Origin of the sequence: Streptomyces anulatus (assembly GCF_014650675.1) — a bacterium.
Taxonomy (GTDB): Bacteria; Actinomycetota; Actinomycetes; order Streptomycetales; family Streptomycetaceae; genus Streptomyces; species Streptomyces anulatus.
The window spans coordinates 78863-103936 of the sequence record NZ_BMVK01000021.1; the positions used below are offsets into that span (position 1 = coordinate 78863).

General features: G+C 71.3%; 20 protein-coding genes. 12 read left to right on the forward strand and 8 right to left on the reverse strand.

The genetic code is table 11. The features are described 5' to 3' along the window. Positions 1 to 86: 86 nt before the first annotated feature. The gene (locus IE272_RS34355) at positions 87 to 728 is read right to left on the reverse strand and encodes a hypothetical protein (protein WP_190009572.1); all 642 of its coding nucleotides are present in this window, start codon (positions 726 to 728) and stop codon (positions 87 to 89) included. Positions 729 to 1033: 305 nt separating this feature from the next. Between IE272_RS34355 and IE272_RS34360 the strand changes: the two genes are divergently transcribed. Beyond that, the gene (locus IE272_RS34360) at positions 1034 to 3193 is read left to right on the forward strand and encodes a RecQ family ATP-dependent DNA helicase (protein WP_190009574.1); all 2160 of its coding nucleotides are present in this window, start codon (positions 1034 to 1036) and stop codon (positions 3191 to 3193) included. A gap of 133 nt (positions 3194 to 3326) precedes the next feature. Here the strand turns inward: IE272_RS34360 and IE272_RS34365 are convergent, their stop codons facing one another. From IE272_RS34365 to IE272_RS34380, 4 genes are all read right to left on the reverse strand, one after another. After that, the gene (locus IE272_RS34365) at positions 3327 to 3614 is read right to left on the reverse strand and encodes a hypothetical protein (RefSeq protein WP_190009576.1); all 288 of its coding nucleotides are present in this window, start codon (positions 3612 to 3614) and stop codon (positions 3327 to 3329) included. Positions 3615 to 3884: 270 nt separating this feature from the next. After that, positions 3885 to 4730, reverse strand: coding sequence for a hypothetical protein (locus IE272_RS34370; RefSeq protein WP_190009578.1), 846 nt, complete (start codon positions 4728 to 4730; stop codon positions 3885 to 3887). 125 nt (positions 4731 to 4855) lie between these two features. Then, positions 4856 to 5752, reverse strand: coding sequence for an alpha/beta fold hydrolase (locus IE272_RS34375; protein WP_057668535.1), 897 nt, complete (start codon positions 5750 to 5752; stop codon positions 4856 to 4858). Continuing rightward, complete coding sequence (locus IE272_RS34380) at positions 5749 to 7164, reverse strand: carotenoid oxygenase family protein (protein WP_190009581.1); 1416 nt, start codon at positions 7162 to 7164, stop codon at positions 5749 to 5751. Before IE272_RS34380 ends, IE272_RS34375 begins: the two co-directional genes overlap by 4 nt. A 135-nt stretch (positions 7165 to 7299) precedes the next feature. Here IE272_RS34380 and IE272_RS34385 point away from each other — a divergent pair, with 135 nt between their 5' ends. The 7 genes from IE272_RS34385 to IE272_RS34415 all read left to right on the forward strand — a co-directional run bounded on the left by IE272_RS34385 (position 7300) and on the right by IE272_RS34415 (position 16165). Further along, on the forward strand, positions 7300 to 7878 hold the full coding sequence (locus tag IE272_RS34385) for a TetR/AcrR family transcriptional regulator (RefSeq protein WP_229897918.1): 579 nt from the start codon (positions 7300 to 7302) through the stop codon (positions 7876 to 7878). Positions 7879 to 7987: 109 nt separating this feature from the next. After that, entirely contained in the window at positions 7988 to 9367 is a 1380-nt protein-coding gene (locus tag IE272_RS34390; protein ID WP_098892537.1) for a DUF4192 domain-containing protein, read from the forward strand. A 275-nt stretch (positions 9368 to 9642) separates the two neighbouring features. Further along, on the forward strand, positions 9643 to 10401 hold the full coding sequence (locus IE272_RS34395) for an NUDIX hydrolase (RefSeq protein WP_030080101.1): 759 nt from the start codon (positions 9643 to 9645) through the stop codon (positions 10399 to 10401). A gap of 143 nt (positions 10402 to 10544) precedes the next feature. After that, a complete protein-coding gene (locus IE272_RS34400; RefSeq protein ID WP_190009583.1) occupies positions 10545 to 12281 on the forward strand; it encodes an ATP-binding cassette domain-containing protein in 1737 nt (578 codons plus the stop codon). Positions 12282 to 12462: 181 nt separating this feature from the next. Further along, a complete protein-coding gene (locus tag IE272_RS34405; protein ID WP_050360269.1) occupies positions 12463 to 13329 on the forward strand; it encodes a FadR/GntR family transcriptional regulator in 867 nt (288 codons plus the stop codon). Between the two features lie 323 nt (positions 13330 to 13652). Further along, complete coding sequence (locus IE272_RS34410; RefSeq protein WP_032794932.1) at positions 13653 to 15200, forward strand: RNA polymerase sigma factor; 1548 nt, start codon at positions 13653 to 13655, stop codon at positions 15198 to 15200. A gap of 134 nt (positions 15201 to 15334) precedes the next feature. Beyond that, entirely contained in the window at positions 15335 to 16165 is an 831-nt protein-coding gene (locus IE272_RS34415; RefSeq protein WP_056698863.1) for a S1 family peptidase, read from the forward strand. Positions 16166 to 16315: 150 nt separating this feature from the next. On the opposite strand, the gene IE272_RS34420 is transcribed toward IE272_RS34415, so the two are convergent. Then, the gene (locus IE272_RS34420) at positions 16316 to 16549 is read right to left on the reverse strand and encodes a DUF7455 domain-containing protein (protein WP_007449803.1); all 234 of its coding nucleotides are present in this window, start codon (positions 16547 to 16549) and stop codon (positions 16316 to 16318) included. 446 nt (positions 16550 to 16995) lie between these two features. On the opposite strand from IE272_RS34420, the gene IE272_RS34425 reads away from it, so the two are divergent. The 3 genes from IE272_RS34425 (at position 16996) to IE272_RS34435 (ending at position 21432) form a co-directional block, all read left to right on the forward strand. After that, positions 16996 to 19122, forward strand: a complete 2127-nt coding sequence (locus tag IE272_RS34425) for a DNA gyrase/topoisomerase IV subunit B (protein WP_050360267.1) — start codon at positions 16996 to 16998, stop codon at positions 19120 to 19122. Between the two features lie 277 nt (positions 19123 to 19399). After that, positions 19400 to 19843, forward strand: coding sequence for a DUF485 domain-containing protein (locus tag IE272_RS34430; RefSeq protein WP_050360266.1), 444 nt, complete (start codon positions 19400 to 19402; stop codon positions 19841 to 19843). Continuing rightward, positions 19840 to 21432 carry a monocarboxylic acid transporter gene (locus tag IE272_RS34435; RefSeq protein WP_056698856.1) on the forward strand — a complete coding sequence of 531 codons (1593 nt, stop codon included), beginning with the start codon at positions 19840 to 19842 and terminating at the stop codon, positions 21430 to 21432. Before IE272_RS34430 ends, IE272_RS34435 begins: the two co-directional genes overlap by 4 nt. A gap of 61 nt (positions 21433 to 21493) precedes the next feature. On the opposite strand, the gene IE272_RS34440 is transcribed toward IE272_RS34435, so the two are convergent. Both IE272_RS34440 and IE272_RS34445 read right to left on the reverse strand, forming a co-directional pair. Then, complete coding sequence (locus IE272_RS34440; protein WP_007449797.1) at positions 21494 to 22168, reverse strand: response regulator; 675 nt, start codon at positions 22166 to 22168, stop codon at positions 21494 to 21496. Next, positions 22165 to 23868 carry an ATP-binding protein gene (locus tag IE272_RS34445; RefSeq protein WP_190009585.1) on the reverse strand — a complete coding sequence of 568 codons (1704 nt, stop codon included), beginning with the start codon at positions 23866 to 23868 and terminating at the stop codon, positions 22165 to 22167. The genes IE272_RS34440 and IE272_RS34445 overlap by 4 nt, the downstream gene beginning before the upstream one ends. A 172-nt stretch (positions 23869 to 24040) precedes the next feature. On the opposite strand from IE272_RS34445, the gene IE272_RS34450 reads away from it, so the two are divergent. Beyond that, positions 24041 to 25060 carry a LacI family DNA-binding transcriptional regulator gene (locus IE272_RS34450; RefSeq protein WP_050360264.1) on the forward strand — a complete coding sequence of 340 codons (1020 nt, stop codon included), beginning with the start codon at positions 24041 to 24043 and terminating at the stop codon, positions 25058 to 25060. The last annotated feature ends 14 nt before the right edge of the window (positions 25061 to 25074 follow it).

Genomic DNA, 25074 nt, shown 5'->3' on the forward strand with positions numbered 1-25074 from the left:
CCGCGACCGGCCGCGACCGGTGGTCGATCGGCGGCCGTTCGGCAGGTGACCCGTGCCTGGTCGCAGGTGCCGGAGCCGGTGTCCGTTCAGCGGGCCGCGGTGCGACGCAGCGCCTCCACCGCTCCGCCGCCCGACCGCGTCGGTGCGGTCCGGTGCTCGGCGACGGCGTCGGCCAGGAGCGCCGGCTCCGACAGCGAACTGGGCCGCCGCCCGCCCCTTCCCTCACCGAGCACCTGCCAGCCCCCGCGAGTGAGCGTGATGTAGGCGCCGCAGCGGAGGCCGTGCAGGGTGCAGGCGTCCCGGAGGCCCCACATCCACGCACCGTCCTCCTCGGTCCAGCGTTCGTCGCCGTCACGGCAGTACAGAAGCACGGCCGTACGGACCGGAGTGCGGCGGCGAAGATCGTGCGGGATGACGCGCCGCAACTGACCCAGCAGGGCGTTGCGGAACTCCCAGCCGTCCGCGGCCACCGTCGCCCGGCGGGCGAACGACGCGCTCGCCGTGAGCCGTTCCTCATGATCGAGGACCGCGACCACGGCGGTGGCGGGGGTCGGCCGGTGCCGGGAGTGCAGTCCGCTGACGACCTCCCGGGGACTTCGGAGCAGGGGTATGCCCGCCGATGCCCACTCCGCTGGTTCGAGCATCCGGGCAAGGCGGTTGACGGAGTCTGCGGAAACCGAGGACGCCGCTGTCGAAGTGGCTGTGGACGGGGCGAATCCGAAGGTCACGGTCCTCCCTTCGCTACGCGCCCACGATGCGGGCAGGGTCGAGTGAGGGCGCGCCGCGACACAGCCCTTCCGGGCCCGATGAGGAACTGTGCGGGGGCGGCTCCAATTCTCCCTGGCCCACCGGCAGGCGGCAACGAGCAATTGCTGCGGCTGACGGGAATCAGCCGGAATGACACTGATATCCCTGCCCATCCCCGCCCGGGATGACTCCCTCCGTCACCCCTGAATCGCGAGGACCAGCAGAAACACCGCTGTCGCGGTGGGTGGATTCGCTGATTGTCAGTCCCATCGGGTTGCATGGGGACATGGACACCCTGGAGCTCCGCACCGAAGCCGACACCATCCTCGCTGAGCTGGTCGGTGCGCCCGGGGGGTCGGCGCGGCTGCGGGAGGATCAGTGGCAGGCGGTGGCGGCCCTGGTGGAGGACCGTCGTCGTGCGCTGGTGGTCCAGCGCACGGGGTGGGGCAAGTCGGCGGTGTATTTCGTGGCCACCGCGCTGTTGCGCCGGCGGGGCGCCGGCCCGACGGTGATCATTTCGCCGCTGTTGGCACTGATGCGCAACCAGGTCGAGTCGGCGGCACGGGCGGGCATCCAGGCCCGCACGATCAACTCGGCCAATCCTGAGGAATGGGAAACGATCTACGGAGAGGTGGAGCGCGGCGAGACCGACGTTCTCCTGGTGAGCCCGGAGCGCCTCAATTCCGTGGATTTCCGTGATCAGGTGCTGCCGAAGCTCGCGGCGACGACCGGCCTGCTGGTGGTCGACGAGGCGCACTGCATCTCCGACTGGGGCCATGACTTCCGGCCCGACTACCGTCGGCTGCGCACGATGCTCGCGGAGTTGCCGGCGGGAGTACCGGTGCTCGCCACCACCGCCACGGCCAACGCGCGGGTGACCGCGGATGTGGCGGAGCAGTTGGGCACCGGAGCCGGGGACGCGTTGGTTCTGCGGGGGCCGCTGGACCGCGAGAGCCTGCGGCTGGGTGTGCTGGAGCTGCCGAACGCGGCGCACCGGCTGGCGTGGCTGGGGGAGCGGCTGGGGGATCTGCAGGGTTCCGGGATCATCTACACGCTGACGGTCGCGGCGGCGGAGGAGGTCGCCGCGTTCCTGCGGCAGCGCGGATATCCGGTGGCCTCGTACACGGGGAAGACGGAGAACGCCGACCGGCTGCAGGCGGAGGAGGATCTGCTGGCGAATCGGGTGAAGGCTCTGGTGGCGACCTCCGCGCTGGGGATGGGTTTCGACAAGCCGGACCTCGGCTTCGTGGTGCACCTGGGATCGCCCTCGTCGCCGATCGCCTACTACCAGCAGGTGGGGCGCGCGGGGCGCGGTGTGGACCATGCCGACGTCCTGCTGCTTCCGGGCAAGGAGGACGAGGCGATCTGGGCGTATTTCGCTTCGGTGGGCTTCCCGCCGGAGGAGCAGGTGCGGCGCACCCTGGACGTGCTGGGGCAGGCGGGCCGTCCGTTGTCGCTGCCGGCGCTGGAGCCGTTGGTGGATCTTCGGCGCTCGCGTCTGGAGACGATGCTGAAGGTCCTGGACGTGGACGGTGCGGTCAAGCGTGTGAAGGGCGGCTGGACCGCGACGGGGCAGCCGTGGGCGTACGACGCGCAGCGGTACGCGTGGGTCGCGAAGCAGCGGGCGGCGGAGCAGCAGGCGATGCGGGACTACGTGGCTGCCACCGGATGCCGCATGGAGTTCCTGCAGCGACAGCTCGACGACGAGAAGGCGGTGCCGTGCGGCCGCTGTGACAACTGCGCCGGCCCCTGGCTCGATCCGGCCGTCTCCTCCGCTGCCCTCTCGGCGGCGACGGGCGAGCTGGACCGGCCGGGCGTCGAGGTCGAGCCCCGCAAGATGTGGCCGACCGGCCTGGCGTCGGTCGGCATGGATCTCAAGGGCCGTATCCCCGCGGGGCAGCTGGCGATGACGGGGCGTGCGCTGGGGCGGCTGTCGGACATCGGCTGGGGCAACCGACTCCGCCCGCTCCTGTCCGCGCAGGCGGCGGACGGGCCGGTACCGGACGACGTACTGCACGCCGTGGTGACGGTGCTGGCGGACTGGGCCCGCTCGCCGGGCGGCTGGGCCGACGGGTCTCCCGATGCGGTGGCGCGGCCCGTGGGGATCGTCGTCGTGCCGTCACGCACCCACCCCCGGCTGGTCACCTCCCTGGCCGAGGGCGTGGCCCGGGTCGGGAGGCTCCCGCTCCTGGGCAGCCTGGCCCACACCCCGCATGCCGACGAGCACGCCGCGCACCGCAGCAACTCCGCCCAGCGGCTGCGTGCCCTGGCGGACTCGTTCACGGTGCCCGACGAACTCGCCGCCGCGCTGGCCGCCGCCAACGGCCCGGTTCTGCTCGTCGACGACTACACCGAATCCGGCTGGACCCTCGCCGTGGGCGCACGTCTGCTCAGCCAGGCCGGTGCCGATCAGGTGCTCCCGCTCGTCCTGGCCGTGGCCGGGTAGGCCAGAGGGGCGGCGACGGTGCTGCCCGGGCGGTTTGGGGCCGCCCGGAGGCTGCGGAGTTTCAACCATGCTGCCCCGATCTCCGCTTCGGCTGCCGCTGCCACCAGGTGAGCGGAACGTTTCTTCTGGTCGGTCAGTCGAGGAACGTATCCGCATGGTGTGAGCGGATCGGACGGCGCCGGCCGCTTGAACGGTCATCCGAAGAAGTGCCGGGTGAGGTCCAGATGGCCTCCAGTCCGAGCGGACGGTAACCGTCCTCCGGTGTCCAGGCCGACGAGCCGGAACGTTCCTGCGTGCGAGGGTGCGTCGGGGGCGCCGGCAGCACCTTGCGTTCGATGCCTCCGAGGCGCCGCTCGAAGTCGGCCTGCAGCCGGTTCAAGGTGTCGAGGAAGTCCTCGAGCGGAATGCTTCCTTCGTACATCTGTTCCTCGTTCTCTGGCCGTTCCCGGCATCCGGCACCGGATCCGGAACGTACGGTTGTTCGCCGAAGCCGCGTCAGTCATGCGCGGGTGGCCTCGAAAGTCGTCAAAATTTGAAACGAAATATGCTTTCTCCTGCTGCACTCCGCACAACGAGCCCTTTCGCCGGAGGGAGTGCGGCATTCGGGTGACGCGGTGAGAAGGTGCCATGTTCGCCCCGGATTGTCCGGTAGCCCCTCGGGCCTCGCGTACGCATGGCGGGAGACGGCCGCTCAGTCGCGCCACCACGGCTCGCGCACATGGAGGCTCTCCTCGCCCGTGCACCCCGCACCGTTGGAGATTTCCTCCCTGTCCAGGTTCCAGCCCACGACGCCGTTTCCCTTGCGGCCGAGCTCGATCAGGCGGTTGCTCCCGGTCCGTGTGCCGTCGGTGACCTGGCAGCGGACGATCGAGGTCCACGCCTGCCCGTCCAACGCGGCGACGAAGGCCAGCACCGGGAGTGCGAGGGTCGTCAGGCCCAGGGCCGCCCACTGCTCCAGGGCCGCCACCCGGCGCAGCCCCCGCGACGGCCGGTAGCCGCCGTCGCGGTGTGATCCGGCAGTCGCCCGCCGGTCGGCGCGGTGTCCGTGCGGCCGCCGTCTGCCGGTGCGGTACTCCACCACGACGCCCTTGCGCAGCGCGTAGGCCGCGAGCCCGGTGCCCAGCCCCCACCAGGGGCCGAAGAAGCACGCGTCCACCACCCCCATCGCGACGGGGTTGACGACGGTCAGCGCCGCCCGCTGGAGCGCCCGCAGGACGCCGCCCCCCACCGGGACGGCGCCGCGCGCCGCGAACAGGGCGAAGACGAGGCGGGAGACGACGACGGCCAGCACGGAGGCGAGGAGCGGGTCGGTGAGCACCATGCCGATCAGGACGTCGGGCCAGTTCGCGGGTTCCATGCCGATGAACACGTCACGGGCCGCGGCGCCGCCCCCGACCGTGTACGCGACCTTCGTCACCGGCACCGCGAGCGCCACCGCCAGCAGCACCGTGTGCCCGGGGCCGCCCTTGCGGTCGGCGGACCGGGCCGCGTCCTCCTCGTCCGGGCCCGGGCCTGCGTCGCTGCCCGTCTCCGTCATGAGCGTTCCCGCCTCCCGGACGGCTGGGCTACGGCGCGGAATCGCTGTGCCTGCTCAGCAGCCTCCACCGCTCGCCCCGCCCCGGCCAACAGCACTACGCCGGCCGGGGAACAACGCCGGTCGCTCTACAGGCCCTGTGACGGCCCCCCGGGCGAGCTCGAGAGGTGAACGCGCAGGAGTTCCGCGACTTCGGGAGCGGCCTGCTCCGGAATCCAGTGCCCGATTCCGGTCAGGGTGTGGAAGGTGTACGGGCCGGTCACGTACCTGTGTGCGTGTGCGCCGCTCGTCCGGCCCAGGGCCGGGTCGCTGTCGCTGTTGATGAACAGCGTCGGGACAGTGACCTCGGCCAGCTGGCTCGGTGTGCTGAAGGGCATCGCCCGGTACCAGTTGAGGGCAGGGGTGAGAGCGCCCGAGGACACCAGGAACTCCAGGTCCCGGGCGAGATGGGCCGCGGTCTGCCCGGCTGCCATGCGCTCGGTGACGCGTGGTGCCGAGACGGGATCGAGGCGGCGTATCAACAGCTCCGGGATCCAGGGCAATTGGAAGACGAACATGTACCAGGACAGCAGGAACTGGCGGCTGGTGAAGAGGGCCCGCATGAAGGCGGCGGGGTGCGGGACGGAGAGGGCGGTCAGGGTGGCCACCGCATCCGGCCGGGCTGCGGCCACTGTCCAGGCAACCGCGGCGCCCCAGTCGTGCCCGACGACGTGCACCTTGTGGCCGCGGGGTTCGGCGGCCTCGATGAGGGCGACGACATCCTTGGTGAGCTGGGACATGCGGTACGAGAACCTGCCGCGCGGCCGGGCCCGGGGTGAGTAGCCTCGCTGGTCGGGTGCCAGAGTGCGGTATCCCGACGCGTGCAGCAGCGGTGCGAGCAGGTCCCAGGAGCTTGCCCTCTGGGGAAACCCGTGCAGAAGCACGACGACCTCTCCGTCGAGCGGACCCCGGTCCACGACGTCGAAGACCAGACCGTCGCGTCCGAACGATGTGAGCCGCCCGTCGGCGTTGACCCGGGCCGTCACGCGTGGACCCACTGGCCGTGGAAGGTGAAGCCGAGGCTTTCCGGGACGGGGAGGGTGCAGACGGGGCCGTCGGCGACGGATTGTGCGTCGAAGACGACGATGTTCGTGGTGCCCGCGGTGAGTTGGGCCTCGTAGGCGACGAGCCAGCCCTGTTCGTCGAGCTTCCTGCGGTCGCGGGGGACGAAGAGCGGCTCGCTGACGAGATGACCGGGGCCGTAGTCGTGGACGTCGGCCTCGCCGAGTTCGGTGTCGTAGCGTGCGACAGCTGTGAACGCGACGCCCGACGCGGGGGTGCCGATGGTCGCGCCGTAGACATTGCGGTGGGCGGTGGTGGAGCGGCGTGGGTCGATGGTGGGCCACTCCATGGGCAGTGCGTTGAGCTGGTGGTCCTCGACCTTGCCGGAGGCGGTGACGCGGTAGCGCCAGAGCCGGCCGACGGGGAAGCAGGACGGATCGGTGAGGTGGCCCATGCTGGAGATGGCCTCGTGCATGACGGTCCAGGACCGGAAGCGGGCCAGATCGAAGACGATCTCGTCACCGTCGTCGTACGCGCCGGCGAAGTGCCACTGGAACCACGGATCCGCCTCGACGACACGGAACGGGCCACCGGCGCGGGGGACGATCAGGATGCGGGTGGCCTCCTCACCGTGCCAGCGCATCGCCTCGAAGGCGGGGACCCGGCCGGACGCGACGGCGGGCAGGTCGAGGATCACGGGGCCGAGACAGAACACCAGGTGGGTGGCGGTCATCGCGAAGTCGTGGACCATGTAGCGGTGGGGCAGTGCGATCGAGCGCCGCTTCTCGGTCGGTCCGCCCCGCGCGGACCGGTAGATGTCCAGCCGGGGGCGTGGGCCGTAGACGCAGCCGAAGTTCCATGTCTCGGCGGTCCGGGGGTCCCGGCACGGGTGCGCCGAGTACGGGCTGCCGAGACGGCGGCCGAGGAGCCCCGACGGTGCCAGCGCGCGGTCGAGGTCGCAGCGACCGAGGGTCTCCAGGGTGCCGGGCTCCAGCTCCCAGGGCATGTCGCCCTCCCAGAGCGCCAACAGCCGGCCGTCGATCATCGCCACCGAGGTACTGGCCTGGGAGGCGGCCGGGCGCAGCAGCAGATTGCGGAGCCGGCCGCCCGCGGCGTTGGCCCCGGCCAGCCGGACCGGAGGCGCGTCTGCCCCGGGGGCTTTCAGGGAAGCCCGGTAGGAGGGGGTCCGGACATAGCGGGAGCGGACGTGCACGGGGCTGCCCGGAGTGAACGTCACGGCACTGACCAGGCCGTCGCCGTCGATGACGTAGTCCGACAGATGGTTGCCCGCACCGTTTCGGTAGAGGGTTCCGGCCAGGCCTTGGGGGACGGCCCCCTGACTGGGGCGTAACTCGGCGTCGACCTCTTGGGCCCAGCCGCCGTGACGAAGGTCCATGAACGCTCCCATGTAATCAGCGAATACATGTGTGTAATCGCTGATTACATGGGCCCTTCGGGGTGCGTGTCAAGGTGTGGTACGACTGGCTGCATGAGCACCCGGGTGGCCGGCCGGCCCTATCACCATGGATCCTTGCCGGAGACGCTGGTCGCGCATGCCGTCCAACTACTGGACGAGGCGGGCGCCGAGGCGGTGACCGTCCGTGAGGTGGCCCGCAGGGCAGGCGTTTCCCCCGGGGCCCCGTTCAGGCATTTCCCCGACCGGGCGGCCTTGTTGGCCGCGGTCGCCGAGGCGGTCGCGGTGGACTTCGGCGCGGCCCAGACGGAAGCGGTCGCCTCGGCCGCCTCCGTCCCGTTCCGGGCCCTGGGCACCGCGTTCGTGCGGTACGCGCTGGCTCACCCGCACCGGCTCGCGCTCCTGCGCGGCGCCCTCTTCGGCGCGGAGCGAACGCCCGCCCTGGAGGAGGGGCATCGCGCCTTCACCCGGAGCGTCACCGAGCTGATCGTCGCCGGGCAGCAGCGCGGCGAACTACGGCAGGCCGATCCCGAGTTGATCAGAATCGCCGCTCAGGCGCTGGCCTACGGGCTCTCCCAGATGTTCGTCGACGACTACCTCGACGCCTCACGGGCCGACACGCTGATCAACCAGGTCGTTGACCTGTTCGGCCTGGGAGTCCTCGCCCCCGGGAGCGACCGGCGCGACGTGAACTGAACGCGGCACGTGACACACGGTATCGAGCCCCGAACCGAGGGGGCGACCCCTGTGGATAACGTTATCCACAGGGGTCGCGGGATGCGGCGGGCTGCGGGACCGTCAAGGCATGAACAAGCACCACGAATCCACCGGCCGGGCCGGGGAGCAGCAGATCACCCTGCGCGGTCCCGCCGAGCTGGCCGACGCCCTCCCGTATCTCATGGGCTTCTATCCCAACGACAGCGTCGTGATGGTCGCCCTGCACGGCGGCCGGGGCCGGTTCGGCGGCCGGCTACGCCTCGGAATTCCCCAGGCGCCCGGCGAATGGGGGCCGGTCGCCGATCAGTTGGCGGAGTGCCTGGTATCGGGGAGCGAGCGCCGTGAAGGACGTCCCGACGCGATCGTGATCTTCCTCTGCCAGGACTCTCCGGACGGGTCGGGCGGCCGACTGGCCATGGAGCGGCTCAGGCCATTCGCGCAACGCCTGCGCACGGCGTGCGGAGCACTCGACGTTCCCGTCCTCGAAGCGCTCTGCATCTCCGACGGCCGTTACTGGTCCTACTGTTGCCCCGACACCCGATGCTGCCCCGACCAGGGAAACCCGCTGGCCATGCCCGGCACGACGGTGATGGCCGCGGCCGCCGCCTACGCGGGCGTCCATGTGCGCGGCACCTTGCGCGACATGGAAGCGCGGCTCCAGCCCTGGCGGACCCCGGCGGCCGTGACCGCGCAGGAGGAGGCCCTGGACAGGGCCGGACCGGCTCTGATCCCGAGGCTCCTCGACGAGCGGGCCAAGGGCGAGGTCGCGGCGGAGACCCTCCGGTTGGCACGCACACTCATGGACCGCATCGAGGAGACACAGCCCGCTCCGCCCGCGCTCTCGGACGCCGGTGACGACCAGTTGATCGGCTCCGACGAAGCCGCGGCCGTCATCCTCGGGCTCCAGGACCGGGAGACCCGGGACAAGGCCGCCGCCTGGATGGAGGGCGCGGAAGCGCAAGCGGCCCTGCGGTTGTGGCGGACGCTGGCGCGGCGTTGCGTCGGGCCGTACGGGGAGCACGCCGCCGCTCCGCTCACCCTGGCGGGCTGGGTCTCCTGGTCCACGGGCGACGAGCCGGGCGCGCGGGTCGCCCTGGCCCTGGCGCTGCGCGCCGATCCCGACTACACGTTCGCCCAGCTGCTGCATCGGGCCTGCAATGAAGGGCTTGATCCGGAGGCCCTGCGCCGTTGCCTGCGCGAGGCCGCGGACGAGGGGACGCGCCCCGACGCCCGGGCCGTGGAGGCGGTGATGGACCCCGCCGCCGACCGGGGCGCCCCCTCGCTGCGCGTCCGCAGGGTCCGCCCGCTGCCCGACGGGGGCCGACGGCGGGGGCGCGCTCACCGGCGTCCGGGCGCCGAGCGGGTGAAGGCGTCACCCGGTTCGCCCCGCCCCTGGACCTCGGCGGCCGGGCGGCGGTCGCGTGAGGCCCGGCGGTACGGCCGTCGCGGCAGCAGGGCGCGACGATGACCCGGGTGCTCTCCGAAGAGCCGGCGGGGGGCGTCCGTCCTGCCTGCCGACGGAACGGAAACCGGGCTACGCGACCCGCCCGGACCGGAACTGACGCGGCGTGAATCCCCGGTGTGACCGGCAGTCCTTCTCCATCGTCCCTCCTCCCGACCGGCTGTCTCTGCCGCACAGCGATGCCGCGCGCCGCGCTACGCATCCGGAATCGTGGAACCCCAACCGATCACGAGCATGCCGAAGGGAGTGTTTATCGTCAGGCAGACGACTATGATCGCGACATGCCGCCCTACGACCCGTCGACCTTCCCGCCCTTCGCTGTCACCGTCGACCTGGTCGTGCTCACGGTGCGACGTCACGCGCTCTGCGCGCTGGTCGTCCGTCGCGGAGAGACCCCGTTCCAGGGCCGATGGGCGCTGCCTGGCGGCTTCGTCAGGATGGACGAGGACCTGGGGTCCGCGGCAGCGCGTGAACTCGTCGAGGAAACCGGCCTCTGCGCCCACGACCCGGCGAAGCCGGCCGTGGGCAACGGGGCGCATCTGGAGCAGCTGGCCACGTACGGAGATCCGGCGCGCGACCCCCGGATGCGGGTGGTCAGCGTCGCTCACCTCGCCCTCGCGCCGGACCTGCCCGCGCCCCGGGCGGGGGGCGACGCCAACAGCGCGCGCTGGGCGCCGGTCGAGGATCTGCTGCACCCCGGCACCGGACGGGAGGGGGAGCAGGCGGCGCCGCTGGCCTTCGACCACGCGCGGATCCTGGCCGACGGAGTGGAGCGCGCCCGCTCCAAGATCGAGTACTCCTCGCTGGCCACGGCGTTCTGCCCGCCGGAATTCACGGTCGGCGAGCTGCGCCGGGTGTACGAAGCGGTGTGGGGCGTGGTTCTCGACCCCCGTAACTTCCATCGCAAGGTCACCGGAACGCCCGGATTCCTGGTGCCTTCCGGCGGGACGACCACGCGACAGGGCGGCCGGCCCGCGCAGTTGTTCCGGGCCGGGGCGGCCACGGTGCTCAATCCGCCGATGTTGCGACCCGAGGTCTGAGCCACCGGGCGTTCCGCTGCGGCGGCCCGCGGAACGCCTGTCGGCCCACCCCTGCGCCAAAAGTCTGAAATGTCGCGTTATGTTGCTGCGGTACCCCCTGCCGCCGAGCGGTCTCACCTTCCGCGAGAGACGCGAGAGAAGCGATGCTCCAGGCCATCGGACTCACCAGCACCCCCCGTCGCGACGCTCCGCCCGCCGTGAACGATCTGACCTTCGAGGCTCCCCCCGGCCGTGTCACGGCCCTGCTGGGCGCCCCCCGATCGGGCAAGACCACGGCCCTGCGGCTGATGCTCGAACTGGACGCGGGCCGAGGCGTCGCCTACTTCCGGGGGCGGCCGCTGCACCGTATCGCCCACCCGGCGCGGGAAGTGGGCGTACTGCTCGGCGACGTACCGGGCCATCCCTCCCGTACCGCCCGAGGGCAGCTCCGTATGCTCTGCGCGGCCGCGGGCGTGCCCGCGACCAGGGCCGACGAGGTCCTCGAAGTCGTCGGTCTCGCCGGGCTCGGGGACCAGCGCCTGGGCACCCTCTCGGTGGGGATGGACCGTCGGCTCGGTCTCGCCTCCGCGCTGCTCGGCGACCCCCACACCCTGATCCTCGACGAACCGGCGGAGGGGCTGTCCCCTCGGGAGAACAGCTGGCTGTACGGGCTGTTGCGTGCGCACGCGGCCCAGGGCGGCACGGTCCTCTACGCCACCGGCGACCCCAAGGAGGCGGCCCGCACGGCCGACCGTGTCGTCACCATCGGCGGCGGGCGCCTCGTCGCCGACCAGGACGTCTCCGACTTCGCCCGCACCCGGCTCCGGGCGCGGGTCGCCGTCCGCACCCCGCACGCCGCCCGGCTGGCGGCCGTGGTCAGCCGGGAGGCCCGGGCGGCGCGGCGGTCCGTCGAAGTGGTCGAGGAAGCGAGCGGCCGGCTGACGGTGTACGGCAGCACCTGCGCGGAGATCGGCGACACCGCGTACCGGCACGGCGTCCCCGTGCACCGGCTCGCCGACGAGATCGGCGACACCGGACCCGCTGCCCCGGCGGAGTCCGGGAGCGCGGAGCGGGGCGACTCGGCCGTCGCCCTGTCCGAGCTGCCGCCCCCGATCCGGGTGCGCCCCGCGCGCGGCCCCCTGCGCCCGCTCCGGTACGAACTGCGGCGCTCCCTGGGCGTCAGGACAACGGCCATGATCATGGCGGCCGTTCTGGTGGTGTCGGCAGCGGTCTCCGTCCTGCTCGCGCGCACGGACGGCACCGCGCTGCCCCGCGTGCTCGCCGCGTGGCCCGCCCTGTTGCCGCTCCCTCCCGCCGCGCTCGGCGCGGGCCTGCTCGGGGCGCTGTCCTTCGGGGACGAGTTCCGTTATCCGGCGCTCGCCGCCGCTCGCGGCACCGTGCCCCGGCGGCTCGGTCTGCTGCTGGCCAAGCTCACCGTGACCGCGAGCTTCGCGCTGCTGCTCGCGGGCCTCACCGTGGTGTGCGGGGCGCAGAGCCTCCGGCTCGTGTACGGGCCGGACTTGATCGAGATCCCCTCGAACGCCTTTGCGCTCGGCGCGAGTTGGGCCGGCCTGACGGTCGGCTGCGCCTGGGCGGGGCTGCTGGCCGCCGGCGTCTTCCGGGTGGCGGGGGCGGGAATCGCCGCGGTGCTGGCCGTTCCGGTGCTCGTCGTCCCGCTGGTGCAGAAGTTCTTCGCGGCTCCGTCCGCGCGTTCGGTCGCCGGGCTCCCGGGCCGGCTGCGCGAACTGGTCGGGTGGCAGCTGCCGCAGCAGGCGGACCACTGGGTCCTGGCCGTCGCACGAGTGGTGGCGCAGCCCGTCGGCACCGCACTCGCCCTGTCGTTGTCGGCCCTGATCTGCGCATATCTGCTCACCAGCCTTCGCGGAAAGGCTCGTTGGTGATCGCCGTCGCCCTACATCGGGGGCAGGGGTTCACAACTCCCTGAGGAATGACCGATTTGTTAGGGTATGGCGTCAATTGCGGGGCGAGCGCCGATCACCCTTTCGTGTGCTTTTCACCAAAGACCTCAAGGGGTGGGCGAGCCGCGCCGACAAAGGATGCGTGAGTACCCTTGCGCACACCATGATGACCGCCGCCCGCACCGTCGATTCCGGCCTGGCCGGCTCGGGCGAACTCGACCGCTATCCCTATACGGAGGCGCCGGCCGGGGAGCGTGCCGCTTCCCGGGCCTGGGGCGGTTCCGATTCCGAGCTGGGTCGGGCGAGCCGACGGGGGTCGGCCAGCCGGGGGCGCGGTCTCCACGGCCAACTCGTCCAGCAGCTCGGCCAGATGATCGTTTCCGGTGACCTCGGCGCGGACCGCCCCCTCGTTCCCGAGGAGATCGGCCAGCGGTTCGAGGTGTCCCGCACCGTCGTACGCGAATCCCTGCGCGTCCTCGAAGCCAAGGGGCTGGTCAGCGCGCGCCCCAATGTGGGTACGAGGGTCCGCCCGGTCAGCGACTGGAACCTGCTGGATCCCGACATCATCGAATGGCGGGCCTTCGGTCCGCAGCGTGACGACCAGCGTCGTGAGCTGGCCGAGCTCCGCTGGACCATCGAGCCGCTCGCGGCCCGCCTCGCGGCCGGGCACGGCCGGGACGATATTCAGCAGCGGCTCGGCGACATGGTGGAGATCATGGGGCACGCGATGGGGCAGGGGGACGCCATCACCTTCTCCCGCGCCGACGCGGAGTTCCACGCCCTGCTCATCCAGGCGGCGGGCAATCGGATGCTCGAACACCTTTCCGGCATCGTCTCGGCCGCCCTTCATGTCTCCGGCGGCCCGGTCACCGGCTGTGACCGTCCGGGTGAGACCTCGCTCGCCCACCACGCGCGCATCGCCGACGCCCTGGCCTCGGGCGACGCCGGGGCCGCCGAGACGGCCATGCGTCAGCTGCTCGTCGTCCACCCCGACGTCGAGCGTGTGGTTCCCGCACCCCGCGAGCACTGACCGGGGCGCGGTCGGGTGTGTGGGCCCGGTGCCGCCGGACCACACGGGTCCGGCGGCATAATTGTGGGGGGATGGCACCCTTGGCCCATTTCGTCGCGTATGGGGTGTGACTCGGGCCACGCGGATTGGCCGTAACACTCCTCGAAGCAGCGCGATGACTTAAGAGGTGAGCGTCGCGGAAGGAATACAGCAACCCTTGGGTGCGCTGTGCAGTTCTGAGGCCAAACCCGCGCCGTCGGCGACATCCCCAGTCGACGGTCGTCGGTTCCAGCCCTCTCCAGGGCAGGGCCGGAAGCCGTTTCCATCGTTCCGAGAGGTTGTTCGTGTCGGCCAGCACATCCCGTACGCTCCCGCCGGAGATCGCCGAGTCCGAGTCTGTGATGGCGCTCATCGAGCGGGGAAAGGCTGATGGGCAGATCGCCGGCGATGACGTGCGTCGGGCCTTCGAGGCTGACCAGATTCCGCCAACCCAGTGGAAGAACGTTCTGCGCAGCCTCAACCAGATCCTCGAGGAAGAGGGTGTGACGCTGATGGTCAGTGCCGCGGAGTCGCCGAAGCGCGCCCGCAAGAGCGTCGCAGCGAAGAGCCCGGTCAAGCGCACCGCCACCAAGACCGTCGCGGCGAAGACCACCGTGACCAGGACCGTCGCGGCCACCGCCGCCTCGACGGTCGAGAGCGCGGACGCGGTGGCCGATGACGCCGTCGCGGCCGCTCCCGCCAAGAAGGCGGCGGCCAAGAAGACAGCGGCCAAGAAGACCGCCGTGAAGAAGACGGCGGCCAAGAAGACAGCGGCGAAGAAGTCCGGCAAGCAGGACGACGAGCTCCTCGACGGCGACGAGGCGGCCGAGGAAGTCAAGGCCGGCAAGGGCGAGGAAGAGGAGGGCGAGGGCGAGAACAAGGGCTTCGTCCTCTCCGACGACGACGAGGACGACGCACCTGCGCAGCAGGTCGCCGTCGCCGGCGCCACCGCCGACCCGGTCAAGGACTATCTGAAGCAGATCGGCAAGGTTCCCCTCCTCAACGCCGAGCAGGAGGTCGAGCTCGCCAAGCGCATCGAGGCGGGTCTCTTCGCCGAGGACAAGCTGGCGAACGCCGACAAGCTCGCCCCGAAGCTCAAGCGCGAGCTGGAGATCATCGCCGAGGACGGCCGGCGGGCCAAGAACCACCTCCTGGAGGCCAACCTCCGTCTGGTGGTCTCCCTGGCCAAGCGCTACACCGGTCGCGGCATGCTCTTCCTGGACCTGATCCAGGAGGGCAACCTCGGTCTGATCCGCGCGGTCGAGAAGTTCGACTACACCAAGGGCTACAAGTTCTCCACGTACGCCACCTGGTGGATCCGTCAGGCGATCACCCGCGCGATGGCCGACCAGGCCCGCACCATCCGTATCCCGGTGCACATGGTCGAGGTCATCAACAAGCTCGCGCGCGTGCAGCGCCAGATGCTCCAGGACCTGGGCCGCGAGCCCACCCCGGAGGAGCTGGCCAAGGAACTCGACATGACCCCCGAGAAGGTCATCGAGGTCCAGAAGTACGGTCGCGAGCCGATCTCCCTCCACACCCCGCTCGGTGAGGACGGCGACAGCGAGTTCGGTGACCTGATCGAGGACTCCGAGGCCGTCGTCCCGGCGGACGCGGTCAGCTTCACGCTCCTCCAGGAGCAGCTCCACTCCGTGCTCGACACGCTCTCCGAGCGTGAGGCCGGCGTGGTCTCGATGCGCTTCGGTCTCACCGACGGTCAGCCGAAGACGCTCGACGAGATCGGCAAGGTCTACGGCGTGACGCGTGAGCGCATCCGTCAGATCGAGTCGAAGACGATGTCGAAGCTTCGTCACCCGTCGCGCTCGCAGGTGCTGCGCGACTACCTCGACTAGATCGCGGAAGATTCACCGGCCGAGGGCCCGGAACCCCCAGGGGATCCGGGCCCTCCGGCGTGTCCACGGGTGCGGACGGTGACCGGCTGGATCACGCTGGGTGGACCGTTACCGCCTCAGCGTCAGGAGCCTCCATGCCCCGTTCCGTCGTCCGCGCCCTGACCGGGGTGCTCGCCCTGACCGCCGCCGCGGCCGTGATGCCCCTCGCCTCGCCCTCCGCGGCGGTCGCGGACAGCATCATCGTCGGCGGACAGCCCGCCCCGGTGGCGGACAGCCCCTGGGTCGTGGCGCTGTCGAGCCGGGACCGGTTCGGCGGGGCGCGCTCGGGGCAGTTCTGCGGCGGCGTCGCCGTGGCGCCCACGAAGATCCTGACGGCCGCCCACTGTCTGAGTGACGAGGCGCTCGGCGGACCGGCGGAGCGGGTGAGGGATCTGCTGGTCATCGCCGACCGGGAACGGCTGAGCGACTCCGGCGGCCAGGAGATCCCGGTCCGGGGCATCTGGGTGAACCCGGCGTACGACCCCGCCTCCAACGCCGGCGACCTCGCGGTGCTGACCCTGTCCCGGGCGATGCCGGAGGGCGGCGTCATCCCGACGGCCAAGGGCGGGGACACCGCCTACCGGGCCGGGACCGCGGCGGCCGTCTACGGGTGGGGCGATACGACGGGGAGCGGCGCGTACGCCTCCGTGCTGCGCTCCGCGCGGGTCCAGGTCCTGCCGGACAGCGACTGCGCGCGGGCCTACCCGGGCGGCCAGGAGGGTACGTACAAGGCCTCGGCGATGCTCTGTGCGGGCGATCCGGCCGGTGGCAGGGACGCGTGCCAGGGCGACAGCGGCGGGCCGCTGGTGGCCCGTGGGCGGCTCATCGGCCTGGTGTCCTGGGGCAGCGGCTGCGGGCGCGCGGGCAGCCCCGGGGTGTACACACGGGTCTCCGCCGCCCTGGAATGGGCCGAGGGCCGCATCTGACCCGCGGCGGGGCCGCGTGCGGGCGGTGATCCCCGCAGGGGGGTGTCCGTGCGCGGTCCTCGCGGACGAGAACGGGCGGCTCCCCCCGGTGGGGGAGCCGCCCGTCGGCCGGTCATGGACCGGCCCCTGGCTCGTCGTGGATGCGAGGTATCAGTGTTGTTCCTCGTCGGCGGCAGCCGCCTGCACGGCGGTGAGCCGATCCGTCTCATCCTGTATTTCCGCGGCGATCTTCTTGAGTTCCGGCTCGAACTTGCGCCCGTGGTGGGCACAGAAGAGCAGTTCACCGCCACTGATCAGGACGACGCGCAGATATGCCTGGGCGCCGCAACGGTCACAGCGGTCTGCTGCGGTCAGCGGGCTCGCGGGGGTCAGAACAGTAGTCACGTCGCCTCTTCTCTAGCTCGACGAGCTGTCGTACCAGGGTCAACATCCAACCAGGCCGAAAACGTTCCCGCTCGTGGCTTTTCTTCGAAACTTCTTCTCGGTGTGGCTGTCTGTTGCCGGTTGGCGGCGAATGTGCCGTATGCGGAGCGCTACGGTTTCGCATTGCTTGTCTAGGGGTGGGTCCCGCCGGCCGGCTTGCCGGTTTGTTCATGAGGACGTGCCCGGAGCCTAAATGGTTCATGCGTCGAAGGGAACGTGATGTGCACGTCACTCCAACGAATGATCGAACACTCATGCGAGCCTGGAGGAAGCTCGACTAGCATGAGGATTCCCCGAGGGTGGCGTTACAACCGCTCTACCAGGCCTCTGTAGGCTCTCAGCGGCAACCGAAGCCCAGCCCGATACCCACGGGGGCCCCAGATGAAATTCAGCGAGGAGCGAACCGCGTGACCGCCGAAACGTCCGTGCCGTCCACCGCGATGCTGACCGGAGCAGGCGGCGACCGGGACAGCTCCAACTACACCGCGCGGCACCTTCTCGTCCTCGAAGGGCTGGAGGCGGTCCGCAAGCGCCCCGGCATGTACATCGGGTCCACCGACAGCCGTGGCCTGATGCACTGCCTCTGGGAGATCATCGACAACTCCGTCGACGAAGCCCTCGGCGGCTACTGCGACCAGATCGAGGTCATCCTCCACGACGACGCCTCCGTCGAGGTCCGCGACAACGGCCGTGGCATCCCGGTCGACGTCGAGCCCAAGACGGGCCTCTCCGGCATCGAGGTCGTCATGACCAAGCTGCACGCCGGAGGCAAGTTCGGCGGCGGCTCCTACGCCGCCTCGGGCGGTCTCCACGGCGTCGGCGCCTCCGTCGTCAACGCTCTCTCCGCCCGCCTGGACGTCGAGGTCGACCGCAACAGCGCGACCCACTCCATCAGCTTCCGGCGCGGCGTCCCCGGCATGTTCACCGAGCAGGGGCCGGACAGCCCGTTCGACCCGGCCAACGGCCTGCGCAAGGGCAAGCGCGTCCCCAAGACCCGTACCGGTACCCGGGTGCGGTACTGGGCGGACCGCCAGATCTTCCTCAAGGACGCCAAGCTCAACCTGGACACGCTCTACCAGCGCGCCCGCCAGACGGCCTTCCTCGTCCCCGGCCTCACGATCATCGTCCGCGACGAGCGGGGGCTGGACGGCGAGGGCAAGACGGAAGAGACGTTCCGCTTCGACGGCGGCATCAGCGAGTTCTGCGAGTACCTGGCCCAGGACAAGGCCGTCTGCGACGTCCAGCGCCTCAGCGGCACCGGCACCTTCAAGGAGACCGTGCCCGTCCTCGACGACCGCGGCCACATGACCGCCACCGAGGTCACCCGTGAGCTGGCCGTCGACATCGCGCTGCGCTGGGGCACCGGCTACGACACGACCGTACGGTCGTTCGTGAACATCATCGCCACCCCCAAGGGCGGCACCCACGTCAGCGGGTTCGAGCGCTCCCTGACCAAGACCGTGAACGAGGCGCTGCGCTCCGCCAAGATGCTGAGGGTCGCCGAGGACGACGTCGTCAAGGACGACGCCCTCGAAGGGCTCACCGCCGTCGTCACCGTACGGCTCGCCGAGCCGCAGTTCGAGGGGCAGACCAAGGAGGTGCTCGGCACCTCCGCGGCCAACCGGATCGTGGCAGGCGTCGTCGCCAAGGAGCTCAAGGCCTTCCTGACCTCGACGAAGCGGGACGCCAAGGCCCAGGCCAGGTCGGTGCTGGAGAAGGCCGTGGCCGCCGCCCGCACCCGGATCGCCGCCCGGCAGCACAAGGACGCCCAGCGCCGCAAGACCGCACTGGAGTCCTCCTCGCTGCCCGCCAAGCTCGCCGACTGCCGCAGCGACGACGTCGAGCGCAGCGAGCTGTTCATCGTCGAGGGGGACTCGGCGCTCGGCACGGCCAAGCTGGCCCGGAACAGCGAGTTCCAGGCGCTGCTGCCGATCCGCGGAAAGATCCTCAACGTACAGAAGTCGTCCGTATCGGACATGCTGAAGAACGCCGAGTGCGGCGCGATCATCCAGGTCATAGGAGCCGGGTCCGGACGCACCTTCGACATCGACGCCGCGCGCTACGGGAAGATCGTCCTGCTGGTGGACGCCGACGTCGACGGCGCCCACATCCGCTGCCTGCTGCTGACGCTCTTCCAGCGCTACATGCGCCCGATGGTCGAGGCGGGGCGGGTCTTCGCCGCGGTGCCGCCGCTGCACCGGATCGAGCTGGTCCAGCCCAAGAAGGGCCAGGACAAGTACGTCTACACCTACTCCGACAACGAACTGCGCCAGACCCTCCTGGAGTTCCAGCGCAAGAACGTCCGGATCAAGGAATCGATCCAGCGCTACAAGGGCCTGGGCGAGATGGACGCCGATCAGCTGGCGGAGACGACGATGGACCCGCGCCACCGCACGCTGCGACGGATCAACATCGGCGACCTGGAATCCTCCGAGCAGGTCTTCGACCTGCTGATGGGCAACGAGGTCGCGCCCCGCAAGGAGTTCATCACCAGCTCCGCGGCCACCCTGGACCGCTCGCGCATCGACGCCTGACCCCGCGCCCTGATCCCGGGCATCCGCCGGCCCCCGCTCCCGTACCTCCGGAGCGGGGGCCGCGTACGTGTCCGGGCGGATTTCAGGTGGTCCGGTGATCCGGAACTCCGGGGTTCGCGCAGCCGTCCGGGACTTCTGTCACCTGAAGGGGTGAAGTCGGGCGAATGACGCGCCCGGGATCTTCCCGAACCGCCCATGGTTGGCCATGCGGCCGAAAAGGTCCGTGGATCAGGGGAGTTGTGCGGTGGAGAAGGAAGCAGGGCCGGAGGCCGCGGGAGTGCGGCTCGACGACCCGTGGGACGACGTGCCGGTCTCCGACCGGTGCGACAGGGACGGGACGGGAGGCGTCGCGCACCTCGACGCGCCCGCTGCGGCGGGGCCGGACCCCGAGCCCCGAGCGGCCGACATCTACCTGGAGGTGCACCGCAGCGAGGCCTTCCGCGAGGTGCGCCGACGCTACCGCCGCTTCGTGGCGCCCGCCGCCCTCGCCTTCCTCCTCTGGTATCTCGCCTATGTCGTCGCCGCGACCACCGCGCCCGGGCTGATGGCCCGCCCGGTCGCCGGAGCGGTCAACGTCGCGATGGTGGCGGGTCTCGGCCAGTTCCTCACCACCTTCCTTCTGACCTGGGCGTACGCACGGCACGCGCGGCTGCGCAGGGACCGGGCCGCGCTCGATCTGCGCTGGGACACCCAGGAGATGACGAGAGGGCTCGGACGTTGAGAGGCGATCACCAGACACTCGCCCTGCTGCTGTTCAGCGCGTTCATCGCGGTGACGCTCTTCATCACCACCTGGTTCGGCCGCAACCGGCAGGGCTCCGCCGAGGAGTTCTACGCCGGCGGGCGCCTGTTCTCGCCCATGGAGAACGGATTCGCCATCGCCGGCGACTACATGTCGGCGGCCTCCTTCCTCGGGATCTCCGGGCTGATCGCCCTCTTCGGCTACGACGGCATGCTCTACTCGGTCGGCTTCCTCGTCGCCTGGCTGGTCGTCCTGCTCTTCGTCGCCGAACTCGTCCGCAACTGCGGCCGGTTCACCCTGGCCGACGTGGTCGCGGCACGGATGGCCGAGCGCCCGGTGCGTACCGCCGTCGGAACCTCGTCCGTCACCGTCTCCGTGCTCTATCTGGTCGCCCAGATGGTCGGCGCGGGCAGCCTCGTTGCCCTGCTGCTCGGCGGCACGAGCGACGCCGCCCGCTCCTGGACGGTGGTCGGGGTCGGCGCGCTCATGGTGATCTACGTGTCGTTCGGCGGCATGCGCGCCACCACCTGGATCCAGATCGTCAAGGCCGTCCTGCTGATGGCCGGGGCCGTCGCGCTCACGGTGCTCGTCCTGGTCCACTTCCACGGGAACATCAACAACCTGCTCAACACCGCGGCCGAACGCAGCGGCCACGGCAAGGACTTCCTCGCGCCCGGCCTCCGCTACGGCGGGGACCTCACCTCGCGCCTCGACTTCATCAGCCTGGGCGTCGCCCTCGTCCTCGGCACGGCGGGGCTGCCGCACATCCTGTCGCGCTTCTACACCGTGCCCACCGCCCGCGCCGCGCGCCGCTCCGTCGTCTGGTCCATCGGCCTGATCGGCAGCTTCTACCTGATGACGATCGTGCTCGGGTTCGGCGCCGCCGCCCTCGTCGGCTCCGCCGAGGTCCGCGCATCGAACGCGGCGGGCAACACCGCGATCCCGCTGCTGGCGCTCCACCTCGGCGGCGGCGAGGGGTCCACCGGCGGAACGATTCTCTTCGCTGTGGTCGCCGCCATCGCCTTCGCCACCATCCTGGCCGTCGTCGCGGGCATCACGCTCGCCTCGTCCGCGTCCGTCGCCCACGACCTCTACGCCTCGCTCCGTCGCCCCGGGCGCAAGAAGTACGGCGAGGTCGCCGTGGCGCGTATCGCCGCCGCGGGCATCGGCGCGGTCGCGATCGGCCTCGGACTGCTCGCCCAGGACCTCAACGTCGCCTTCCTGGTGGGTTTGGCCTTCGCCGTCGCCGCCTCGGCGAACCTCCCGGCCCTGCTCTACTCCCTGTTCTGGCGCGGCTTCACCACCCGGGGCGCGGTCTGGGCGGTGTACGGCGGCCTGGTCCCGGCGGTCGTCCTGGTGCTGGTCTCGCCCGTCGTCTCGGGCAGCCCGACGTCCCTGTTCCCGGGTGTCGACTTCCAGCTCTTCCCCCTGGAGAACCCGGGCCTGGTCTCCATCCCGCTCGGCTTCCTGGCCGGCTGGATCGGTACGGTCACCTCGCCCGAGCAGCCCGACGAGGCCAAGCACGCCGAGGCCGAGGTCCGGGCGCTGACGGGGGCCGGGGCGGCGTAGAGCGGGCTCCCGGGAGGGGCCTGTGCGTCCAGGCGCAACGCCGTACGCGCCCGTGGGCGGCTCAGCCGGCCGCCCAGGCGTACCGGTGTTCCGGGCGGCCCGTCTCCCCGTAGCGCAGCGTCAGCCGGACCTTGCCGGTGCGTTCCAGCAGCTTCAGATAGCGCTGGGCCGTCTGGCGGCTCATCCCCGCGCTGTCCGCGATCTCCTGGGCGGAGAGCGGGCCGTCGGCGCCGCGCAGGGCCCCTCGTACGAGCTCGGCGGTGGTGGGGGAGTGGCCCTTGGGGAGAGCCGGTTCGTCCGCCGCCCACAGTGCGCCGAAGAGCCGGTCCACCTGCGCCTGCTCGGCCTCCCCGCCCCCGTCGAGAGCCTGCCGCAGGGCCGCGTACGCCTCCAGCTTCGAGCGCAGCCCCGCGTACGTGAACGGCTTCACCAGGTACTGGAGCGCGCCGTGCCGCATCGCGTCCTGCACGGTCGCGACGTCCCGGGCGGCCGTCACCATGATCACGTCGACCTGACGGCCGAGGCGGCGCAGTTCCCGTACGACGGCGAGGCCGTTGCGGTCGGGCAGGTAGTGGTCCAGCAGGATCAGGTCCACCGGGACCTTCTCGACCGTCTCCAGCGCCGCGGCGGCCGAGTGGGCCTGCGCGGCCACCCGGAAGCCGGGGACCTTGGCGACGTACGCCGCGTTGATCTGCGCCACCCGGACGTCGTCGTCCACGATCAGGACCTGGATCACGGCTGTTCTCCCGTCGTGGCCGGATGCGTGGAGGGCGGCGGACCGCCGGGGAAGCCGGCGGGCTCGGCAAAGGGGCGCGGCGCGGGCTCGGTCAGCGCCTCCGGCAGGACGACCGTGAACACCGCGCCGCCTCCGTCCGCCCCGGACACCGTCACACTGCCTCCCTGACGCTCCGCGAGCCTCCGTACGAGGGCGAGCCCGAGGCCGCGCTTGCCGTGAGCCGGGACGTCCTTGGTGGACCAGCCCTCCGTGAAGATCGACGCGTGCTGCTCCGGGGGGACGCCGGGGCCGCTGTCGCGCACCTCCAGGATCACCGTACGTCCCTCCGTGCACAGCCCGACCTCGATCCGCGCCCCGTCCGATCCGGCCGCCGCGTCCGTGGCGTTGTCGACGAGGTTGCCCATGACGGTGACCAGGCCCCGGGGATCGACCACCCGGTCCGGCAGCAGGGTGCCGGGGGCCAGCCGCAGCGATACGCCGCGCTCGGCGGCGACCGTCGCCTTGCCCACCAGGAGGGCGGCCAGCAGCGGGTCCTGGACCTTCTCGGTGACCTGCTCGGCCGTCGCCCGGTGCACGCCCACCACCTCGGTGACGAACTCCATCGCGTCCTCGTGCATCTCCAGCTCCAGCAGTCCCAGCAGGGTGTGCAGCCGGTTCGCGTGCTCGTGGTCCTGGGCGCGCAGGGCGTCGATCAGCCCCGTGGTGGAGTCGAGCTCGCGGCCCAGGTGCTCCAGCTCGGTCCGGTCGCGCAGGGTCACCACGGCCCCGCCGTCGTCCGTGGGCATGCGGTTGGCCAGCAGCACCCGGCTGCCGCGTACCGCCAGCAGGTCGTCGCCCACCACCCGCCCGGCCAGCACGTCCGCGGTCCTGCCGTCGCCCAGCACCTCCTCCAGCGTCCGGCCGGCCGCCTCCGGGCCCACGCCCAGCAGCCGTTGCGCCTCGTCGTTCAGCAGCCGGACGCGGCCGGCCCTGTCCAGGGCGACGACCCCTTCGCGGATGCCGTGCAGCATGGCCTCGCGTTCCGTCAGGAGCGCGGAGATGTCGGAGAACGCCAGGTCATGGGTCTGTCGCTGCAGACGGCGGGAGATCAGGTACGCGGCGAGCGCCCCGACCGCCAGGGCTCCGCCCGCGTACGCGAGCAGCCCCGGGATCGCCCCGAGGAGGCGGGCGCGGACGCTGTCGTAGGCGATGCCCACCGACACCGCGCCGACCACGTCGCCGGACGGGCCGAACAACGGCACCTTGCCCCGCGCGGAGCGGCCGAGGGTGCCGCTGTCGATCTCCATCACCTCGCGGCCGCGCAACGCCTCGCCGGGGTCGGTGGAGACGATCGCGCCGATCCGGTGGGTGTCGGGGTGCGACCAGCGCACCCCGCGCTGGTTCATGACGACGACGTACTCCGCTCCGGTCGCCCGCCTGACCCGCTCGGCGGCCGACTGGACGGGGCCCCGGTCCGACGGGTCCGTGCTGGTCAGGTCCTTCACGATCCCCGGCTGGGCGGCGGTGCTCTGGGCGATGGCGAGGGCGCGGCGCATCGCCTGGTCGTCCAGCTGGTCGCTGAGGGGGGCCAGGAACAGGCCGGTGACCAGGATCGTCACGCCGGTGATGATGGTCAGCTGCATCAGCAGGACCTGGGAGAAGACCCGCTGGGGCCAGCCGAACCGGCGCGGTCCCCTGCCGGGGGTCGGTGGGGCGTTCATCGTAGAGACGGTAAGCGCCGGGCGGCCGGGGTGGAAATTCTGCCGCGTTCCGGCGTCCGTCCGGGCCTCCGCCGTACGCACCTCTTGCTTCGCGGCGCTGTGTCTGTGAGCGTTCCGGAGGAGTTCGCCATCAACGCAATCTGCTTGCTTTTCTTGCGCTAATCTTGCGCACATGACGCGACGACTTGCTCAAGTGGCCCAGAAAGTGGGAGTCAGCGAGGCGACGGTCAGCCGGGTGCTGAACGGCAAGCCGGGCGTCTCCGACGCCACCAGGCAGGCTGTTCTCTCCGCGCTGGACGTCCTCGGGTACGAGCGCCCGACCCAGCTGCGCGGCGAACGGGCCCGGCTGGTCGGGCTGGTCCTGCCCGAGCTGCAGAACCCGATCTTCCCGGCGTTCGCCGAAGTGGTCGGCGGCGCCCTCGCTCAGCAGGGGCTGACCCCGGTGCTCTGCACCCAGACCAAGGGCGGCGTCTCCGAGGCCGACTACGTCGAGCTGCTTCTCCAGCAGCAGGTTTCCGGCGTGGTCTTCGCGGGCGGCCTCTACCACCAGGCCGACGCCCCGCACGACCACTACAAGGTGCTCGCCGACCGCAAGATCCCGGTCGTGCTGATCAACGCGGCCATCGCCCACCTCGGCTTCCCGGGCGTCTCCTGCGACGACTCCGTCGCCGTCGAGCAGGCCTGGCGGCATCTCGTCTCGCTCGGTCACGAGCGCATCGGACTCGTCCTCGGTCCCTCCGACCACGTGCCCTCGCAGCGCAAGCTCGCAGCCGCCCGGGTGCTCGCCGAGGAAGCGGGCACGACCGTGCCCGACGAGTGGGTGGCCCGCGCGATGTTCTCCCTGGAGGGCGGGCAGGCCGCCGCGATGCGACTGCTGGACCGGGGCGTCACCGGCATCATCTGCGCGAGCGACCCGCTCGCGCTGGGCGCCGTGCGCGCCGCCCGTCGGCGCGGTCTCTCGGTGCCCGGCGACGTGTCGGTCGTCGGCTACGACGACTCGGCCTTCATGAACTGCACCGAGCCGCCCCTGACCACTGTCCGCCAGCCCATCGAGGCCATGGGGCGCGCGGCCGTGGAGCTGCTCTCGGTGCAGATCGGCGGGCGGACCGTGCCCTCGGACGAGCTGCTCTTCGAGCCGGAGCTGGTGGTGCGCGGGTCCACCGCGCAGCCGCCGCGCGAGAATTCCCTGTGATCCGTAGCTAATTT

Bases quoted from the DNA above. Each gene is read 5' to 3' on its own strand.
- IE272_RS34390 (WP_098892537.1), top strand. From the start codon at position 7,988: ATGAACAAGCACCACGAATCCACCGGCCGGGCCGGGGAGCAGCAGATC.
- IE272_RS34445 (WP_190009585.1), bottom strand. From the start codon at position 23,868: ATGAACGCCCCACCGACCCCCGGCAGGGGACCGCGCCGGTTCGGCTGG.
- IE272_RS34415 (WP_056698863.1), top strand. From the start codon at position 15,335: ATGCCCCGTTCCGTCGTCCGCGCCCTGACCGGGGTGCTCGCCCTGACC.
- IE272_RS34400 (WP_190009583.1), top strand. From the start codon at position 10,545: ATGCTCCAGGCCATCGGACTCACCAGCACCCCCCGTCGCGACGCTCCG.
- IE272_RS34360 (WP_190009574.1), top strand. From the start codon at position 1,034: ATGGACACCCTGGAGCTCCGCACCGAAGCCGACACCATCCTCGCTGAG.
- IE272_RS34395 (WP_030080101.1), top strand. From the start codon at position 9,643: ATGCCGCCCTACGACCCGTCGACCTTCCCGCCCTTCGCTGTCACCGTC.
- IE272_RS34380 (WP_190009581.1), bottom strand. From the start codon at position 7,164: ATGGACCTTCGTCACGGCGGCTGGGCCCAAGAGGTCGACGCCGAGTTA.
- IE272_RS34370 (WP_190009578.1), bottom strand. From the start codon at position 4,730: ATGACGGAGACGGGCAGCGACGCAGGCCCGGGCCCGGACGAGGAGGAC.
- IE272_RS34365 (WP_190009576.1), bottom strand. From the start codon at position 3,614: ATGTACGAAGGAAGCATTCCGCTCGAGGACTTCCTCGACACCTTGAAC.
- IE272_RS34405 (WP_050360269.1), top strand. From the start codon at position 12,463: ATGATGACCGCCGCCCGCACCGTCGATTCCGGCCTGGCCGGCTCGGGC.
- IE272_RS34450 (WP_050360264.1), top strand. From the start codon at position 24,041: ATGACGCGACGACTTGCTCAAGTGGCCCAGAAAGTGGGAGTCAGCGAG.